The sequence below is a fragment of the Kribbella sp. NBC_01484 genome, assembly GCF_036227145.1.
In the GTDB taxonomy this organism is placed as follows: domain Bacteria; phylum Actinomycetota; class Actinomycetes; order Propionibacteriales; family Kribbellaceae; genus Kribbella.
Genome location: NZ_CP109437.1, coordinates 820,815 through 835,779 on the forward strand (window position 1 = coordinate 820,815; position 14,965 = coordinate 835,779).

A 14,965-nucleotide genomic window follows, 5' to 3' on the forward strand; every position below is an offset into this window, starting at 1 on the left:
GAGCCTCCCGGTCAGCCGAAGCGGCGGACCAGGAGGCAGCCGGCCTGGAAGCGGGACTTGGCACCGAGGCCTGCGATCAGGGCGCTGATCTCCGAGCGCACGGTGCGCAGCGACAACCCGAGGTCGCGCGCGATCGCGGCGTCCTTGGCCCCCGTCGACATCATCCGGCCGATCGCCACCTGACGGCTGGTCAGCTCGCCGACCGCGACCGGGGTCCGGCGCCGCGACCCCAGTTCGTAGACCTCGCACACCACCTCCGGTGCGAAGTCTTCTCTTCGCACCGCGGTAACGGCCGGAAACACCGACATACTTCACTCCTCCCCAAGAGCTTCAGGGAAGGATTGTCTCGGTGGTCTAATCCAGTTACCAGGTACAACCCATACAAACCACCCATACAGTTCCCCGGAGTGAGCTCCTCCATCGATGTGACTTCCGCCACTCAGAGCCGGGTCCGAAGTTCCCGGACGAACGGCCGATCCGGCACCAGCCAGTCCACTTCGTCCAGCTCCGCCGCGCCGAACCACCGGAGCTCGGCGTGCTCCCGCAGTACCGGTTCACCGTCGACGATCGACGCCAGGTAGACGTGCAGCCGATAGGCCGCGGAGATGTCGACGGCCGGCCCGAGCGACGCTCCGACCTTGATCTCCAGGTCGAGTTCCTCGCGGATCTCCCGCACCGCCGCCTGCTCCTCGGTCTCCCCCGGCTCGACCTTCCCGCCCGGGAACTCCCAGCCCCCGTCGGGCCCCGGCCGGTACGCCGCCAGCACCAGACCATCGCGCACGACGGCCACTCCCACCACAATCTGCACTGTCGCGACTCTGCCAGACATTGTCGGTCACCGTTGGCAGGATGAGCCGCATGCCGTTGCAGAACAGGGTTCTCCCCACGCAGGAGATCGTGGCCGACCCCGGCCGCGGCCTGCTGATGGGCAACCGCGGCAGCCTGCACGGCGCGGATCGCCGCCTGGGCACCGCCCGCTGGCGCTCGAAGGCGTGGATCTGCTGCGTCCTTGACTGGAAGGGTGTTCAGCGCGATCCGATGCCGCCCGGGCGCTGGACCGCGCTGTTCTTCTTCGACGAGGCCGTTGCCCTCGCCGCCGGTCATCGACCCTGCCATTACTGCCGCCGCAGGGATTTCCTGCTGTACGCCGGCGCCTGGGCCAAGGGCCGCGGTCTCGACGAACGGCCCCGCGCCCCCGCGATGGATGTCCAGCTCCACAGCGAGCGCGTCGTCCCACGCACCCGGCAGCAACGCACCACCGTCCAGGACCTCGCCGGCCTCCCGGACGGAGCGATGATCCGGCTCGACGGCCGCCCCGCCCTCGTCCTCGACCACCAGGTCCTGCCCTGGTCCTGGGGCGGGTACGGCGAACCTCGCCGGCCACCCGGACTGCGCGAGGTCGAGGTGCTCACCCCACCGGCGAATCTCGTTGTGCTGCAGGCCGGATTCGTTCCACTACTCCACCCGTCGGCACGGTCGCAACTGAGGTGACCCTAACTGGAAACACGCCGTACCGAGGGGTCTTCCGTTGGACGCCTGGCAGAGGCAAAGTGTGCCCATACTGACAGCTACATGACCATCACTGGAGTCGGCATGGGTGAAGGCAACAGCGGCGTTGCCGCAGTCGTCCGCGCGCTCGAGGGCCTACATGATGCCGTGGGCAAACTCAGCCAGGAGTACGGTGACACCCTCGGCATCCGCCGCCTGGTGTCCGATGTGGCTCGGCTGAACGACGATCTGGCTGAGCTCGGCCCGCCCGACCCCCGGCACAGACCCGGACCCGTTCCGGAGGAACTCGAGGAGATTCCCGACGTGGAGTATGACGCGTCCATGTGGACCGACGCGGAGCATGAAGGCTTCGGCGCGCCTGACAGGCACGCCCCGTGAGTGAGCGCAGCGAGAGAACCAATAAACAGAGCGGCCTTCGGACAGCAGAATCGCCCGCAGCGAAGCGAGGACGATTCTGATGGCCACCGGTGTAAGCGCTCCCGGTCGCGCACAGATCGGGCAGAAGACATTACGAACCGACCGCTGGTGGCTGGCGCCACTGCGGATCGGGGTGATCCTGCTCTTCTTCATCGTCTACGCGACGATCCGGATCTTCATGGGCAAGTGGTACTGGGTCGACGATTTCCACTACCTCACCCCGCTGTACTCGCCCTGCCTGAGCAGCTCGTGTGTCGAAGGCTCCAGCCACCTCGGCACCTGGTTCGGCGGATTCCCGCGCTGGCTGCCGTTGAGCCTCATCACCTTCGTGGTGCTGGCCGGCTTCCGCGGCACCTGCTACTACTACCGCAAAGCGGGCTACCGGTCGCTGTTCTTCGCGCCGGCCGCGTGCGCGGTCCCGGAGCCGCACAAGAAGTACACCGGTGAGACCAAGTTCCCGCTGATCACCCTGAACCTGCACCGGTACTTCTTCTACGGCGCGCTGGTCTTCGGCCTGCTCAACGTGTACGACGGCATCCAGGCCTTCCACGGCAAAGACGGTGGCTTCGGTATCGGCCTGGGCACGGTGATCATCTGGGTCAACCTGGTGATGCTCTGGCTCTACACGCTGTCCTGCCACGCCTGCCGGCACATCGTCGGCGGCCGGCTGAAGAACTTCTCCAAGCACCCGCTGCGCTACCGGTACTGGACCTTCGTGTCCAAGCTGAACCCCAAGCACGGCACGTTCGCGATGACGTCGCTGTTCACCGTGATCCTCACCGATGCCTACATCATGGGACTGTCGGCCGACTGGTTCTCCGATCTGCGCTTCTTCAACTGATACAGGATCTCTTCTCACATGACTGAGCTGGAACGACACTCCTACGACGTCGTCGTGATCGGGGCCGGCGGCGCCGGCCTACGCGCGGCGATCGAGGCTCGCGAGCAGGGCAAGCGCACCGCGATCATCTGCAAGTCCCTGTTCGGCAAGGCGCACACCGTGATGGCCGAGGGTGGCTGCGCGGCCGCGATGGGCAACGCGAACTCCAACGACAGCTGGCAGGTCCACTACCGCGACACCATGCGCGGCGGCAAGTTCCTGAACAACTGGCGGATGGCCGAACTGCACGCGCAGGAAGCCCCCGACCGGGTCTGGGAGCTGGAGTCGTACGGCGCGCTGTTCGACCGGACGCCCGACGGCCGGATCAGCCAGCGCAACTTCGGCGGCCACACCTACCCGCGGCTCGCGCACGTCGGCGACCGGACGGGTCTGGAACTGATCCGCACCCTGCAGCAGAAGATCGTCTCGCTGCAGCAGGAGGACTTCCAGGCGACCGGCGACTACGAGGCCAACCTCAAGGTGTACGCCGAGTGCACGGTCACCGAGCTCCTGAAGGACGGCGAGGCGATCTCCGGCGCCTTCGGGTACTGGCGCGAGTCCGGCCGGTTCATCCTGTTCGACGCGCCCGCGGTCATCCTGGCCACCGGCGGCGTCGGCAAGTCGTTCAAGGTCACCTCGAACTCGTGGGAGTACACCGGTGACGGTCACGCCCTCGCGATGCGGGCCGGCGCGACGCTGATCAACATGGAGTTCATCCAGTTCCACCCGACCGGCATGGTCTGGCCGCCATCGGTGAAGGGCATCCTGGTCACCGAGTCGGTCCGCGGTGACGGCGGCGTCCTGAAGAACTCCGAGGGCAAGCGGTTCATGTTCGAGTACGTGCCCGATGTGTTCCGGGCGCAGTACGCGGAGACCGAGGAAGAGGCCGACCGCTGGTACAAGGACGCCGACAACAACCGGCGCCCACCGGAGCTGCTGCCGCGGGACGAGGTCGCCCGGGCGATCAACTCCGAGGTGAAGGCCGGCCGGGGTACGCCGCACGGCGGTGTGTTCCTGGACGTGTCGTCGCGGCTCCCGGCCGAGGAGATCAAGCGCCGGCTGCCGTCGATGCACCACCAGTTCAAGGAGCTGGCCGACGTCGACATCACGGCCGAGCCGATGGAGGTCGGTCCGACCTGTCACTACGTGATGGGTGGCGTCGAGGTCGACCCGGACACCGCGCAGTCCGTCGTACCCGGTCTGTTCGCGGCCGGTGAGGTCGCCGGCGGCATGCACGGTTCGAACCGGCTGGGCGGCAACTCGCTGTCCGACCTGCTCGTCTTCGGGCGGCGGGCCGGCATGGGCGCGGCGACGTACATCGACCGGCTCGGTGGCAGCCGGCCGAAGATCTCCGAGGACGACGTCGACGCGGCGGCCGCGGAGGCGCTGGCGCCGTTCGAGCTCGAGGGGGGCGAGAACCCGTACTCGATCCACCAGGAACTGCAGCAGTCGATGAACGACCTGGTCGGCATCATCCGCAAGGCGGACGAGATGGAGCAGGCGCTCGGCCGGCTGGCCGACTACCGCGGCCGGATCGCGAAGATGACGGTGGAGGGTCACCGGCAGTTCAACCCGGGCTGGCACCTGGCGCTCGACCTGCGCAACATGCTGACCGTGTCGGAGTGCGTGGCGAAGGCGGCCCTGCAGCGGCAGGAGTCCCGCGGCGGTCACACCCGCGACGACTTCCCCGGCATGAACGCCGACTGGCGCAAGCTGCTCCTGGTCTGCTCGCTCGACGCCGACGGCGGGGTGAACGTGGTCCAGAAGGACCAGATCCCGATGCGCGAGGACCTGCTGGAACTGTTCGAACTCGACGAGCTGAAGAAGTACCTGACCGAAGAGGAGTTGCCGGCCACATGACCGAGCGAAGCGAGGGCATCAGAGAGCGCAGGGCGTCTCGTGCCTCATCGGCGCCCGGAGCGAAGCGAGGACGTCGATGAGTTACAAGGGCAAGTTCCGGGTTTGGCGCGGTGACTCCGAGGGCGGTGAGCTCAAGGACTACGAGGTCGAGGTGAACGAGGGCGAGGTCGTCCTCGACGTCATCCACCGGTTGCAGGCGACGCAGACGCCGGACATGGCGGTCCGGTGGAACTGCAAGGCCGGCAAGTGCGGCTCCTGCAGCGCCGAGATCAACGGCATGCCGAAGCTGATGTGCATGTGCCGGATGAACACGTTCGCCGAGGACGAGGTCGTCACGGTCACGCCGATGCGCACCTTCCCGGTGATCCGCGACCTCGTCACCGACGTGTCCTTCAACTACCAGAAGGCCCGCGAGATCCCCGCGTTCACGCCGCCGGCCGACCTGAAGCCGGGCGAGTACCGGATGCAGCAGGTCGACGTGGAGCGCTCGCAGGAGTTCCGCAAGTGCATCGAGTGCTTCCTGTGCCAGGACACCTGCCACGTGATCCGCGATCACGAGGAGAACAAGGAGTCCTTCTCGGGCCCGCGCTTCCTGATGCGGATCGCCGAGCTGGACATGCACCCGCTCGACGCCGCCGACCGTCAGCACGCGGCCCAGGAGCAGCACGGCCTGGGCTTCTGCAACATCACCAAGTGCTGCACCGAGGTGTGCCCCGAGCACATCAAGATCACCGACAACGCGCTGATCCCGATGAAGGAGCGCGTCGCGGACCGCAAGTACGACCCGATCGTCTGGCTCGGCAACAAGATCCGCCGCCGCCCCGCCTGATCCCACTACCACGAGCCCCTGGCCCCACCCCGGAGCCAGGGGCTCCTGGCTGCCCAGCCCACCCCTTCCCGCACAACCCTCCAACTCCGCGGTCCACCCCTCACCCGGTGGGTTGCCCCCTGAGAATCCGAGAGGGCAACCCTCCAACTCCGGGGTTCACCCCTGAGTTGGAGGGTTGTGGGTGGGGTCGGGCCCGGGGGTGGTCACTCGCATGGGTGAGCCGGTTGGGCTGATGAAACGCCTAGGGTTTCCCGTCATGGCCATCTTCATCGCCGGGCTGTTCAGTATCGCGGTCTTCATGGCGATCTTCGTCCCCTTCTCGCAGCGCCTGCTGGGCGTGCGTTTCGGCCTGATCCGGCTGGCCCTGGGCGCCGCGCTCACCCTCACGGTGTTCAGTCCGATCGCCAACGCACTGGTCGGCAAGCTGCCGTTCGAAGGGTCCAACGCCGCCGCTGTCGCCTTCCTGGCGTTGACCGCGGTCTGTTCGATGCTGGCCGGCCTGGTCTTCCTGGTGCTGTCCGAAGCCCTGGTGCCGACCGGATCGTTGCCCCGGGCCCGCGATCTCCGCCGCGACCTGAGCGGCCGGATCGCGCGCACCCGGCGCTACCTGCAGATCCTCCGGATCGCGATCAGGCACGGCCTCGGCCCGTACCTGCGCGGCCGCCGCCGACCCAGCCGCGAGAACGCCGCCGGCCAGGCCGAACTGGCCCGATCACTGCGCCTCGCGCTCGACGAGGCCGGCGTCACGTTCGTGAAGCTCGGCCAGGTACTGTCCACCCGCAGCGACATCATCCCGGCGTCCGTCGCCGAGGAGCTGAGTCGCCTGCACGACCAGGTCTCCCCGGCGCCCTGGCCCGAGATCGAGTACGTCCTCACCGAGGAGCTCGGCGCATCAGCACACCACCTGTACGCCGACTTCGACACCGAACCGCTCGCAGCCGCCTCGGTCGCGCAGGTCTACACCGCCCGCCTGCCTGATGGTCCGAGAGTCGTGGTCAAGGTGCAGCGGCCCGGCATCGCCGGCGTGGTCGACCGGGATCTCGACATCGTCAGCCGGCTCGCCCGGCTGCTCGAGCGCAACACCGACTGGGGCCGCTCGATGGGTGTCCGCGCCCTCGCCGACGGATTCGCGGACGCGATGCGGGAAGAGCTCGACTTCACCGTCGAGGCCGGCAACATGACCACTGTCGCGGCCGGCCGATCCGTTGCTGCGAGCAATGATCTGGTGGTGCCCGAGCTGTACCCGGGCCAGTCGACCCGCCGGGTGCTGACCATGCAGCGACTGGACGGCATCGGCCTCGGTGGCGCCGCGCAGGCGATCGCCGACCGCGGCCTGGACGCGGGCCGCCTCGGCCGGGCGCTGTTCGACTGCCTGCTCGGCCAGGTCGCGATCGACGGCGTCTTCCACGCCGACCCGCACCCCGGCAACTTCCTGCTGCTGGCCGACGGCCGGATCGGCATGCTCGACCTCGGCTCGGTCGGCCGGCTCGACCCGGCCACCCGGGAGGCGTTGCAGCGCTTCCTGCTCGCGATCGACCACGGCGACCCGGTCGCGGCGACCGACGCGCTGCTGGAGATCGTCTACCGCCCTGACGTGATCGACGAACGCGCCCTGGAGCGTGCCGTCGGCCAGTTCATGACCCGCCATCTGGCCGTCGGCGTGACGCTGGGACCGGCGATGTTCAACGACCTGTTCAGGATCATCACCTCGCACGACCTCGGCGTACCTCCGGAGGTGGCCGCGGTCTTCCGTGCACTGGCGACAATCGAAGGCACGATCACGCGGATCTCGCCTGGGTTCGACCTGGTCGCCGCGTCACGCCAGTTCGCCGCGGCGCATGTCACCGACCGGCTCGCCCCCGACGCGTTACGCCGTACGGCGACTGAAGAACTGGCGACGTTGTTGCCGATGTTGCGCCGGCTGCCGCGGCGGATCGACCGGATCGCGGCCGCGGCGGAGAGCGGCCGGCTCGGCCTGAACGTGCGGTTGTTCGCCGACGAACGCGATCGCCGGCACTTCACCGGCCTGCTCCACCAGGCGTTGCTGGCCGTCCTCGGCGCGACGGCCGGCATCATGGCCGTCCTGCTGCTCGGTACGCCGGGCGGCCCGAAGGTCACCGAATCGATGAGCCTGTTCCAGCTGTTCGGCTACAACCTGCTGGTGATCTCCACGGTCCTCGTGCTCCGCGTCCTCGTCCTGGTCTTCCGGCTACCCGACCACAGATCGTCTTGACTTCAACCTCACTTGAACTTCGACCATAGCGGGCATGACTGAACTTTTGGCCGGGCCTTCGGCGCCGGCGGGTCATGGGGCCTCGGCTCCCGGCCTTCCCTCGTCGCTCCAGTCGCTGCGCTCCCTCCGCTCCTCAGTCCAGGCCGGGAGGCCCCATGACCTCGACCGCTGAGCGCGTGACACGCCCTCGCCTGTTCAGTGGTCCGCATCTGCCGCTCGTGCTGGGCGTGATCGGTCTCGTCACGCTCAGCGCGTTCGAGAATCGGGCCGTGGGTACGGCGTTGCCGACGATGGTGCGCGAGTTCGACGCGCTGGGCAGCTTCGGCCTGGCGAGCGCGGCCCCGAACGCGAGCTACCTCATCTCGCTCGCGATCGCCGGACTGTGGTCCGACCGGCGCGGCCCGATCCCGACGCTGCGGGTCGGTGCGATCGCGTTCACCCTCGCGCAGTTGCTGGTCGGGACCGCCACGGGGATGCCGATGGTCGTGGCCGGGCGGTTGCTGAGCGGTTTGGCCGAAGGGCTGCTCGACGTTTCGCTGATGGTGCTGGTCGCCCGGGCGCTGCCCGCAGTACTACGGCCGCGGATGTTCTCGTTGTTCGCGGCGATGTGGATCCTGCCGTCGGTGATCGGTCCGGTGCTGACCGGTCTGGTGACCGAGCAGTTCGGATGGCGATGGGTGTTCCTCGGTGCGGTCATCCTGCTGGTGCCGAGCTGGATGCTGCTCGGGCCCGCAATGCGCCAGTCGCTGAACACCCCAGCGCCTGTGCGCAGCGCCGAGGACGCGGCCGAGTTGGAGGCCTGGCGGGCCGCGCTTCCGTGGGCGTTCGCCGCATCGGTCGCACTGTTCTCGATGACGCTGGCCGGTGGTCAGCTCGAGGCACACCCGGTGATCGGCGGCATCGCGATTCCGGTGGCATTGGTGACGCTCGGGCTGGCCGCCGTACGGGTGATGCCGAAGGGGACGTTCGTGGCCCGACGCGGCTTCCCGGCGGTGGTCGCCGTACGCGGGCTTGGTGGCGCCGCGTTCGCCGGGGTGGGTGCGTACCTGCCGCTGCTGCTGACGTTGCAACACGACTTCAGCCCGTCGCGAGCCGGCGTGACGCTGTCGATCACGGGCGTGTGCTGGGCCTACGGGTCCTGGCTGCAGGGGCGTGAACACGGGATCCAGCGGGTCAACGTCCTGCGGGCCGGGCTCGCGTTCATGACGGGTGGGCTGCTGGTCACGTCGCTGCTGGCGTGGACGGGTGCGACCACGTGGTTCGGGCTGATCGGCTGGGCCATCGCCGGGATCGGGATGGGGTTGAGTTCGTCGAGCCTGTCCGTGCTGACGCTGGATCTGTCCGACCACAACAACTCCGGGCGGAACAGCGGCGCGGCGCAGATGGCCGGGACCATGAGCATCTCGACCGCCCTGGCGATCAGCGGCACGCTGCTCGCCTTCAACTCCGACGATCCGCGGCCGTGGGTCTTCGGCGTCATCATCACCACCGGCGCGTTCGTCGCTCTCCTGGGCCTGCTGACCGCCGGCCGGGTGCGAAAGCCAGCCGATTTGCTTGGATGAGCTAGAGTTTGCTTGTGCGAGCAAAACGAACGCTTACCGAGCAGGCGCGTCGGGGTCAGATCGTCGCCGCGGCGATCGAGGTGATCGCCGAGAGTGGGGCGCAGGCCAGCTTCAAGGTGATTGCGGAGCGGGCCGCGCTGAGCAGCACCGGTCTGATCTCGTACCACTTCGCGAACCGGCAGGAGCTGATCGACGAGGTCGGACGACAGATCCTCGAGGCGTTCAGCGCGTTCGTGCGCGAGCGGACCGCCGGCGTCGACGAGCCGGCCGAGGTCCTGCAGGCCTTCGTCACAGCCAACATCGCGTTCCTGCAGACCCATCGCGCCCACGCGGCGGCCCTGGTTCGGATCCAGCAGGACACCGCTGAGATCGCGCGATCCGACCAGGCTCAGCTCGCCGACGTACTCCGGCGCGGTCAGGCCAGCGGCGTACTGCGGACGTTCGACCCGCAGCTGATGGCCGTGTTCGTCCTGTCCGTCCGCGACGGCATCATCCGCCAGTTGGAACTCGACCCCGAGCTCGACCTCGACGCAGCCGCCCGTGAGTTCGCTGCGCTCGTCGAGCACGCCACCAGGAAGGCATGACGTGAACGCGACAGTCCAGACCGACACCGGCACAGTCCGCGGCATCGTCCACCCCGATCGCCGCGTCTTCCAGGGCATCCCGTACGCCGCTCCCCCGGTCGGCGATCTCCGTTGGGCGCCCCCACAACCCGCCCGGCCGTGGGCCGGCGACCGCGATGCGACCAAACCCGGCAGCCCGGCCCCTCAGCTGAAGAACGCCATCGCCGATCTCGCCGGCACGAACGAGGACTGCCTGTTCCTCAACGTGACCACCCCGGCCACCGCGTCACCCGAGCATCGCAAGCCCGTGATGGTGTGGATCCACGGCGACGGCGCGATCGGTTCCGGCGACCAGTTCGACCCGACCCGGCTCGCGGTCGACGGCGACGTCGTGGTCATCACGTTCAACTTCCGCCTGGGCGTCTTCGGCGCCTTCGGCTACCCCGGTCTGCGGGACTCCGGCACGATCGGCCTGCAGGACCAGCGGGCCGTCCTGCAGTGGGTCCAGCGCAACGCGGCCGCGTTCGGCGGCGACCCCGGCAACGTCACCCTCTTCGGCGTCTCGTACGGCGCCACCGCGACCAGCGCACACCTGATGTCGAAGGAGTCGCGTGGCCTGTTCCACAAGGTGATCATGCAGAGCGGCTTCACCCTGATGGACATGCCGGCCGGTGTCGTCTACCCAGGCATCCCAGCCCTCCCCTGGTACGGCTGGACCACCACCTCGGCCGCCGAGGCCCAAGGCGCCGCGCTCGCGGAGCAACTCGGCTGCAAGGATCTCGCGAGCCTGCGCGCGATCCCGGTCGACGAGCTCCTCGCCGTACCGCAGGTGATGAACATCTTCCAGCCGTACGCCCTCGGCAACGATCAGCTTCCCGCGGATCCGGCGGAGGCACTCGGGGCCGGCGAGTTCGCCGACGTCCCGGTGCTCTCCGGTACGACGCGGGACGAGCACACCACGTTCGTCGCCTTCTTCCGGGAACTGGCCGGCAGTCCGGTGACCGCCACGAACTACCCCGAGCTGCTACAGACCGCCTTCGGCGACGAGGCCGCACGGATCGGCGCGGAGTATCCGTTGCAGGACTACCCGACACCGGCGCTGGCCTGGGCGTCCGTGGTCACCGACCGGATGTGGGCCCGCGCGCAACTACGGCAGAATCAGTTGCTCTCGGCAAAGAACCCGCTCTGGTTCTACGAGTTCGCGGACCGCGGCGCACCGTTGGACATCCCGTTCCCGCCGGGATTCCGGCCCGGCGCCTGGCACGCCGGCGATGTGCAATACGTGTTCCGCACGGACGAGAACGCCATGACAGAAGCGCAGGTCGCCCTGTCCGACACGATGATCCGCTACTGGGCCACGTTCGCCCGTCACGGAGATCCCAATGGCGCCGGACTGCCGGAATGGTCGAGGTTCACCACCCCTGACACCGTTCTGTCACTGGCGCCGGACGCTATCCACCCGGTCGATTACGCACAGGAGCACCGGCTGGCTTTCTGGACACAGATTGGGGTCTAGAGTGAGCTCATGGCTGAGCTGCTGACCGACGACCAGATCGATCTCGCGATCCGTGACCACCTGCCCGAGTGGAAGGTCGTGGACAAGGAACTGGTCCGCAGCGTCAAGAAGGACACGTTCCTGGACGGCATCCGCCTGGTCGCCACGGTCGCCCAGTTGGCCGAGTCGATGAACCACCACCCGGACATGGACATCCGCTACACGACCATCACGTTCCGGATCAGCAGCCACGACGCCGGCGGCATCACCGACGACGACCTGGTCCTGGCCCGCCACATCGACACCGCGGCCGGCTGACCCAAGGTCGTCTACGAGGAGCGCTGACGCAGGCCGATCAGCACGCCCTCGGTGTCGCGCAGATAGCAGGTCCGCCCGACACCTGGCAGCTCCTGCACTTCACCGACCGGCTCGCCACCGGCACCCCGCGCCGTGTCCAGGGTCGTCTCGATGTCGTCGACGTCGATCCAGGCGATCGTGGGCTGCGTCTGGTACCGGCTGCTCATGATCGCGCCGTCGATGCCTTCAGCTTCACCGGTGTGGGCGAGCAGGTACCCCTCCGGCACCGGCGCCGGCGTGACCTGCCAGCCGAAGACTTTGCTGTAGAACTCCGCCGCCCGGTCGTGGTCCGCGGCAACGATTTCGATGTGGATGATTCGTCCCATGCGACCGATCCTCACCCGTCGGCGGCCGCGTCGTCTTGGACGGATCTTCCATGCATCAACGCCGCGATCCCGTTCTGTACGGCGAGGAACGACGTCGCGCTGACACCGGTGTACCGCTTGAAGTCCCGGGCCGCATGCGCCTGGTCGTAGTACCCGTGCAACGCGGACAACGTCGCCTGAGCATCCGCGGGACCACCGAGCAGCCCGCCGACGAAGTGGTAGTAGCGGATGATCTCGGCGTACTGCTTCGGCCCGATCCCCAGGCTCAGCCGGAACAACCGATAGAGCGTGCTGTACGACGTCCCCGTCTGCTCGGCCACCTCGGCGACCGCCGTACCGCCGAACGCGTCGTCGATCACGCGTACCGCGGCCGCGACCACCGGCACAGCCCGGGCCGGATCCAGTCGCGGCGACAGGAAGGCGGCCAGCCGGTCCGCGCGGGACTGGCCGAACGGTTCCGCGCGCAGGTCGTCGACGAGTGCGGCCGTCGTACCCTCACCGACCCAGTCGGCGAACTGCAGCACCTCGTCGACGAGCAGGGTGGAGAGACCAAGCGCTGCGATCCCCCACGGCTTGAACTCCACGCCGGCGTAGCTGGACGCACCGGTCTGGCCGATCACCTGCGGGCGGGTCATGATCCCGAACACCGACGCCGCGTTCGGCCACTCGGTCCTCGTCACCGAATCGTGCCGCGTCCCCGGGTCGGCGAGTGCGACGGCCAGGCCGGGGCGCCCGTTCGGGATGAGGATGTCCCGGCGCAGTGACGGCAGCGGCGGAGACTCTACGAGCCAGACATGCTCGACCAGGTCGCGCAGGTGCTCGGGCGGCGAAAAGCGCTGGTAGCCCACGAGGTAGATCGTAAGTCTCTGGCGCGTCCGAATCGGCTACGGTTGACGAGTGACGACTGCCGATGAATACCGCCTGCTGGGTTTCGACGATGCCGACCGGGACGCGGCCGAGGCGTTCGCCGCGGATCCCGCGATCGTCAAGGACCTGGCCGATCAGATCCGGGCCGAGATCGGGAAGTTCGGCAGTGAGCCGGAGCTGCGGATGCCCGAGGATCCGCGCAACTCGGTGCAGGCGTTCCTGGACACCGTTCCCGACATCCGCCGGTTCCACTCCGAGCGCGGGATCCCGGACGAGATCAGCTGGGCCTCGCTTGCGGACCTCGGTCAGCAACTGAAGGTGAGTCGCCGGACGCACGGCGAGTACTCCCTGGAGACGCACTGGTGGCTGACGATCGCGTGGACCGGCCAGATCTACGCGCTCGGCCGGCTGCAGTTCCTGCTGCACCAGGTCCCGGCGGACAAGCCGGTGCCGGGGACCGAGCCGGGTGAATGGATCATCGGTGTCCACATCCCGGAGACCGGTCCGCTGACCCCCGAGGCGGTCGACGACAGCTTCGCGCAGGCCCGCGAGTTCTTCCCGCGGTACTTCCCCGAGTACCCGGTGAAGACCGCGAACCTGTGGTCCTGGCTGATCGATCCGTACCTGCTCGACAACCTGCCGCAGGACTCGAACATGGTCCGGTTCGGCCGCCGCTTCACGCCGTACGGCGAACCGACCGACAGCCAGGACGGCGCGATCTTCTTCACCTTCCGCACCCACGGCACCGACCACCTGGACGAGCTGCCGCAGGACACCACGCTGCAACGTCTCGTGGTCGGCCGGATCAAGGACGGCGGCACCTGGCAGAGCGCGTACGGGTACCTACGGCTCTAGGTCGGGCGGTTCCGCCCGGATGGTTCGCCGTACTTGGCGAGCCAGCTGACGAGCTCCATATTGCTGACGCAGCGGACGTCGGGCTGGGTGCAGGTCTCCTCGACGAAGGTGGTCAGCGCGTCCGAGTACACGCTGTTGTTCCAGCTGTTGAAGTGGTTGCCGAGGAACAGCGGCGGGTTGCCATTGGCGCGGGACTTCGCGAGCGCCTGCCGGTAGGTCGCGAGTACCTGCGCCTTCAGTGCGGGCGCCTGTGCGACCGGAGCCACCCGCGCACCGGTCTGGCTGAACCACAGGTTGTAGTCCATCGTCAGCGTGGGCTTGGTGGTGCCGGCCAGGGTGACCGACTGCAGCGGGAAGTTCCACAGGCCGTTGACCTTCTTCGGCCAGGCGATGTACCCGGGCGCGGAGGCGTCGTACAGCATGCCCCGCTGGACCATCGCCTGCCGGTACGCCGGTCGATTGCCCTCGAGGCACGGCGTCCGCATCCCCTTCACCGTCGCCGGGTCGAAGGGCGGTGCGACCGCCTTGCCCGCGGCCAGGGTCGGACCGGTCCGCACCATCTGGTCGAACGCGCTCAACTCCGCGGTCCACTGCGCCGTCGTCCAGCGGCCGATACCGGTCGTGCCGCAGAAGTGACCGTTCGCGTGCGTGCCGATCTCGTGGCCTTCGGCGATCGCCTGCCGCAGCACCGTCGTCCGCGCCAGCACGTTGCTCGCGTCGCCCCAGCCGATGTCTGAGGCGCCGGGCCGATGGTACGGCGGCTTGTAGTCGGCGCGATGGTCTCCGGGGTACAGGTAGGGGCCGGAGAGGAAGAACGTCATCCGGGCGTTGACCCGCTTGGCCACGGCCCGCCAGCGCGCCCAGAGCGCGAGATCACCCGCGCCGTCGAACGAGACGACGACGAACAGGGGTGGCTTGCCACTCGGCAGCCGGCCAGGAAACGAACGGGTGACCGGGGCCGCGGCCGCCAGGTGCGGCCCCGGCGGTGGTGTCGGCGTGACCGGTGGCGGTGTGCTCAGGCTGTTCGTCGGACCCGGCCCGTGAGTCGGGCTGCGGGTCGGTGTCGGCTTGGTCGGCGTACTGCTCGGGCTTGGAGCGCCTTCCAGAGGTACGTCGGCGCATCCGGCCAGCAGCGCCGCCAGTACGAGCGCGGCGCCCAAGAGGTTCGCCCCAGGCCTCACCACGTGACTACTGACGCATGCGGACCTGCTC

Annotated in this window: 16 protein-coding genes; 11 read left to right on the forward strand and 5 right to left on the reverse strand. The window is 68.4% G+C overall.

The features are described from left to right. Nucleotides 1-11: 11 nt before the first annotated feature. Nucleotides 12-308, reverse strand: a complete 297-nt coding sequence (locus OG555_RS03905) for a LuxR C-terminal-related transcriptional regulator (protein ID WP_329481258.1) — start codon at nt 306-308, stop codon at nt 12-14. Between the two features lie 131 nt (nt 309-439). Then, entirely contained in the window at nt 440-808 is a 369-nt protein-coding gene (locus tag OG555_RS03910) for a (deoxy)nucleoside triphosphate pyrophosphohydrolase (RefSeq protein ID WP_329481260.1), read from the reverse strand. Nucleotides 809-858: 50 nt separating this feature from the next. On the opposite strand from OG555_RS03910, the gene OG555_RS03915 reads away from it, so the two are divergent. The 10 genes from OG555_RS03915 to OG555_RS03960 all read left to right on the forward strand — a co-directional run bounded on the left by OG555_RS03915 (nt 859) and on the right by OG555_RS03960 (nt 11,666). Beyond that, complete coding sequence (locus OG555_RS03915) at nt 859-1,491, forward strand: hypothetical protein (RefSeq protein WP_329481263.1); 633 nt, start codon at nt 859-861, stop codon at nt 1,489-1,491. Nucleotides 1,492-1,572: 81 nt separating this feature from the next. Beyond that, on the forward strand, nt 1,573-1,887 hold the full coding sequence (locus tag OG555_RS03920) for a hypothetical protein (protein ID WP_328526817.1): 315 nt from the start codon (nt 1,573-1,575) through the stop codon (nt 1,885-1,887). Nucleotides 1,888-1,966: 79 nt separating this feature from the next. Beyond that, nucleotides 1,967-2,767 (forward strand): hypothetical protein, encoded by an 801-nt coding sequence (locus OG555_RS03925; protein ID WP_329481265.1) that lies wholly within the window; start codon nt 1,967-1,969, stop codon nt 2,765-2,767. A gap of 18 nt (nt 2,768-2,785) precedes the next feature. Beyond that, the gene (locus OG555_RS03930) at nt 2,786-4,666 is read left to right on the forward strand and encodes a fumarate reductase/succinate dehydrogenase flavoprotein subunit (RefSeq protein ID WP_329481267.1); all 1,881 of its coding nucleotides are present in this window, start codon (nt 2,786-2,788) and stop codon (nt 4,664-4,666) included. 76 nt (nt 4,667-4,742) lie between these two features. After that, nucleotides 4,743-5,495 carry a succinate dehydrogenase/fumarate reductase iron-sulfur subunit gene (locus OG555_RS03935; RefSeq protein ID WP_328526814.1) on the forward strand — a complete coding sequence of 251 codons (753 nt, stop codon included), beginning with the start codon at nt 4,743-4,745 and terminating at the stop codon, nt 5,493-5,495. A gap of 256 nt (nt 5,496-5,751) precedes the next feature. Next, a complete protein-coding gene (locus OG555_RS03940) occupies nt 5,752-7,728 on the forward strand; it encodes an ABC1 kinase family protein (RefSeq protein WP_329481269.1) in 1,977 nt (658 codons plus the stop codon). A 155-nt stretch (nt 7,729-7,883) separates the two neighbouring features. Next, nucleotides 7,884-9,290, forward strand: coding sequence for an MFS transporter (locus OG555_RS03945; RefSeq protein WP_329481272.1), 1,407 nt, complete (start codon nt 7,884-7,886; stop codon nt 9,288-9,290). 14 nt (nt 9,291-9,304) lie between these two features. Next, nucleotides 9,305-9,874, forward strand: coding sequence for a TetR family transcriptional regulator (locus OG555_RS03950; protein WP_329481274.1), 570 nt, complete (start codon nt 9,305-9,307; stop codon nt 9,872-9,874). 1 nt (nt 9,875) lies between these two features. Next, on the forward strand, nt 9,876-11,369 hold the full coding sequence (locus OG555_RS03955) for a carboxylesterase/lipase family protein (RefSeq protein WP_329481276.1): 1,494 nt from the start codon (nt 9,876-9,878) through the stop codon (nt 11,367-11,369). A gap of 9 nt (nt 11,370-11,378) precedes the next feature. Then, nucleotides 11,379-11,666, forward strand: a complete 288-nt coding sequence (locus OG555_RS03960) for a 4a-hydroxytetrahydrobiopterin dehydratase (protein ID WP_328526809.1) — start codon at nt 11,379-11,381, stop codon at nt 11,664-11,666. Nucleotides 11,667-11,677: 11 nt separating this feature from the next. Here the strand turns inward: OG555_RS03960 and OG555_RS03965 are convergent, their stop codons facing one another. Further along, nucleotides 11,678-12,031 (reverse strand): VOC family protein, encoded by a 354-nt coding sequence (locus tag OG555_RS03965; RefSeq protein WP_329481279.1) that lies wholly within the window; start codon nt 12,029-12,031, stop codon nt 11,678-11,680. 11 nt (nt 12,032-12,042) lie between these two features. Continuing rightward, entirely contained in the window at nt 12,043-12,879 is an 837-nt protein-coding gene (locus OG555_RS03970) for an AraC family transcriptional regulator (protein WP_329481281.1), read from the reverse strand. A 49-nt stretch (nt 12,880-12,928) separates the two neighbouring features. Between OG555_RS03970 and OG555_RS03975 the strand changes: the two genes are divergently transcribed. After that, on the forward strand, nt 12,929-13,753 hold the full coding sequence (locus OG555_RS03975) for an acyltransferase domain-containing protein (protein ID WP_329481283.1): 825 nt from the start codon (nt 12,929-12,931) through the stop codon (nt 13,751-13,753). Here the strand turns inward: OG555_RS03975 and OG555_RS03980 are convergent. Beyond that, the gene (locus tag OG555_RS03980) at nt 13,750-14,937 is read right to left on the reverse strand and encodes a hypothetical protein (RefSeq protein ID WP_329481285.1); all 1,188 of its coding nucleotides are present in this window, start codon (nt 14,935-14,937) and stop codon (nt 13,750-13,752) included. The two genes, OG555_RS03975 and OG555_RS03980, sit on opposite strands and share 4 nt — an antisense overlap. Nucleotides 14,938-14,965: the final 28 nt, after the last annotated feature.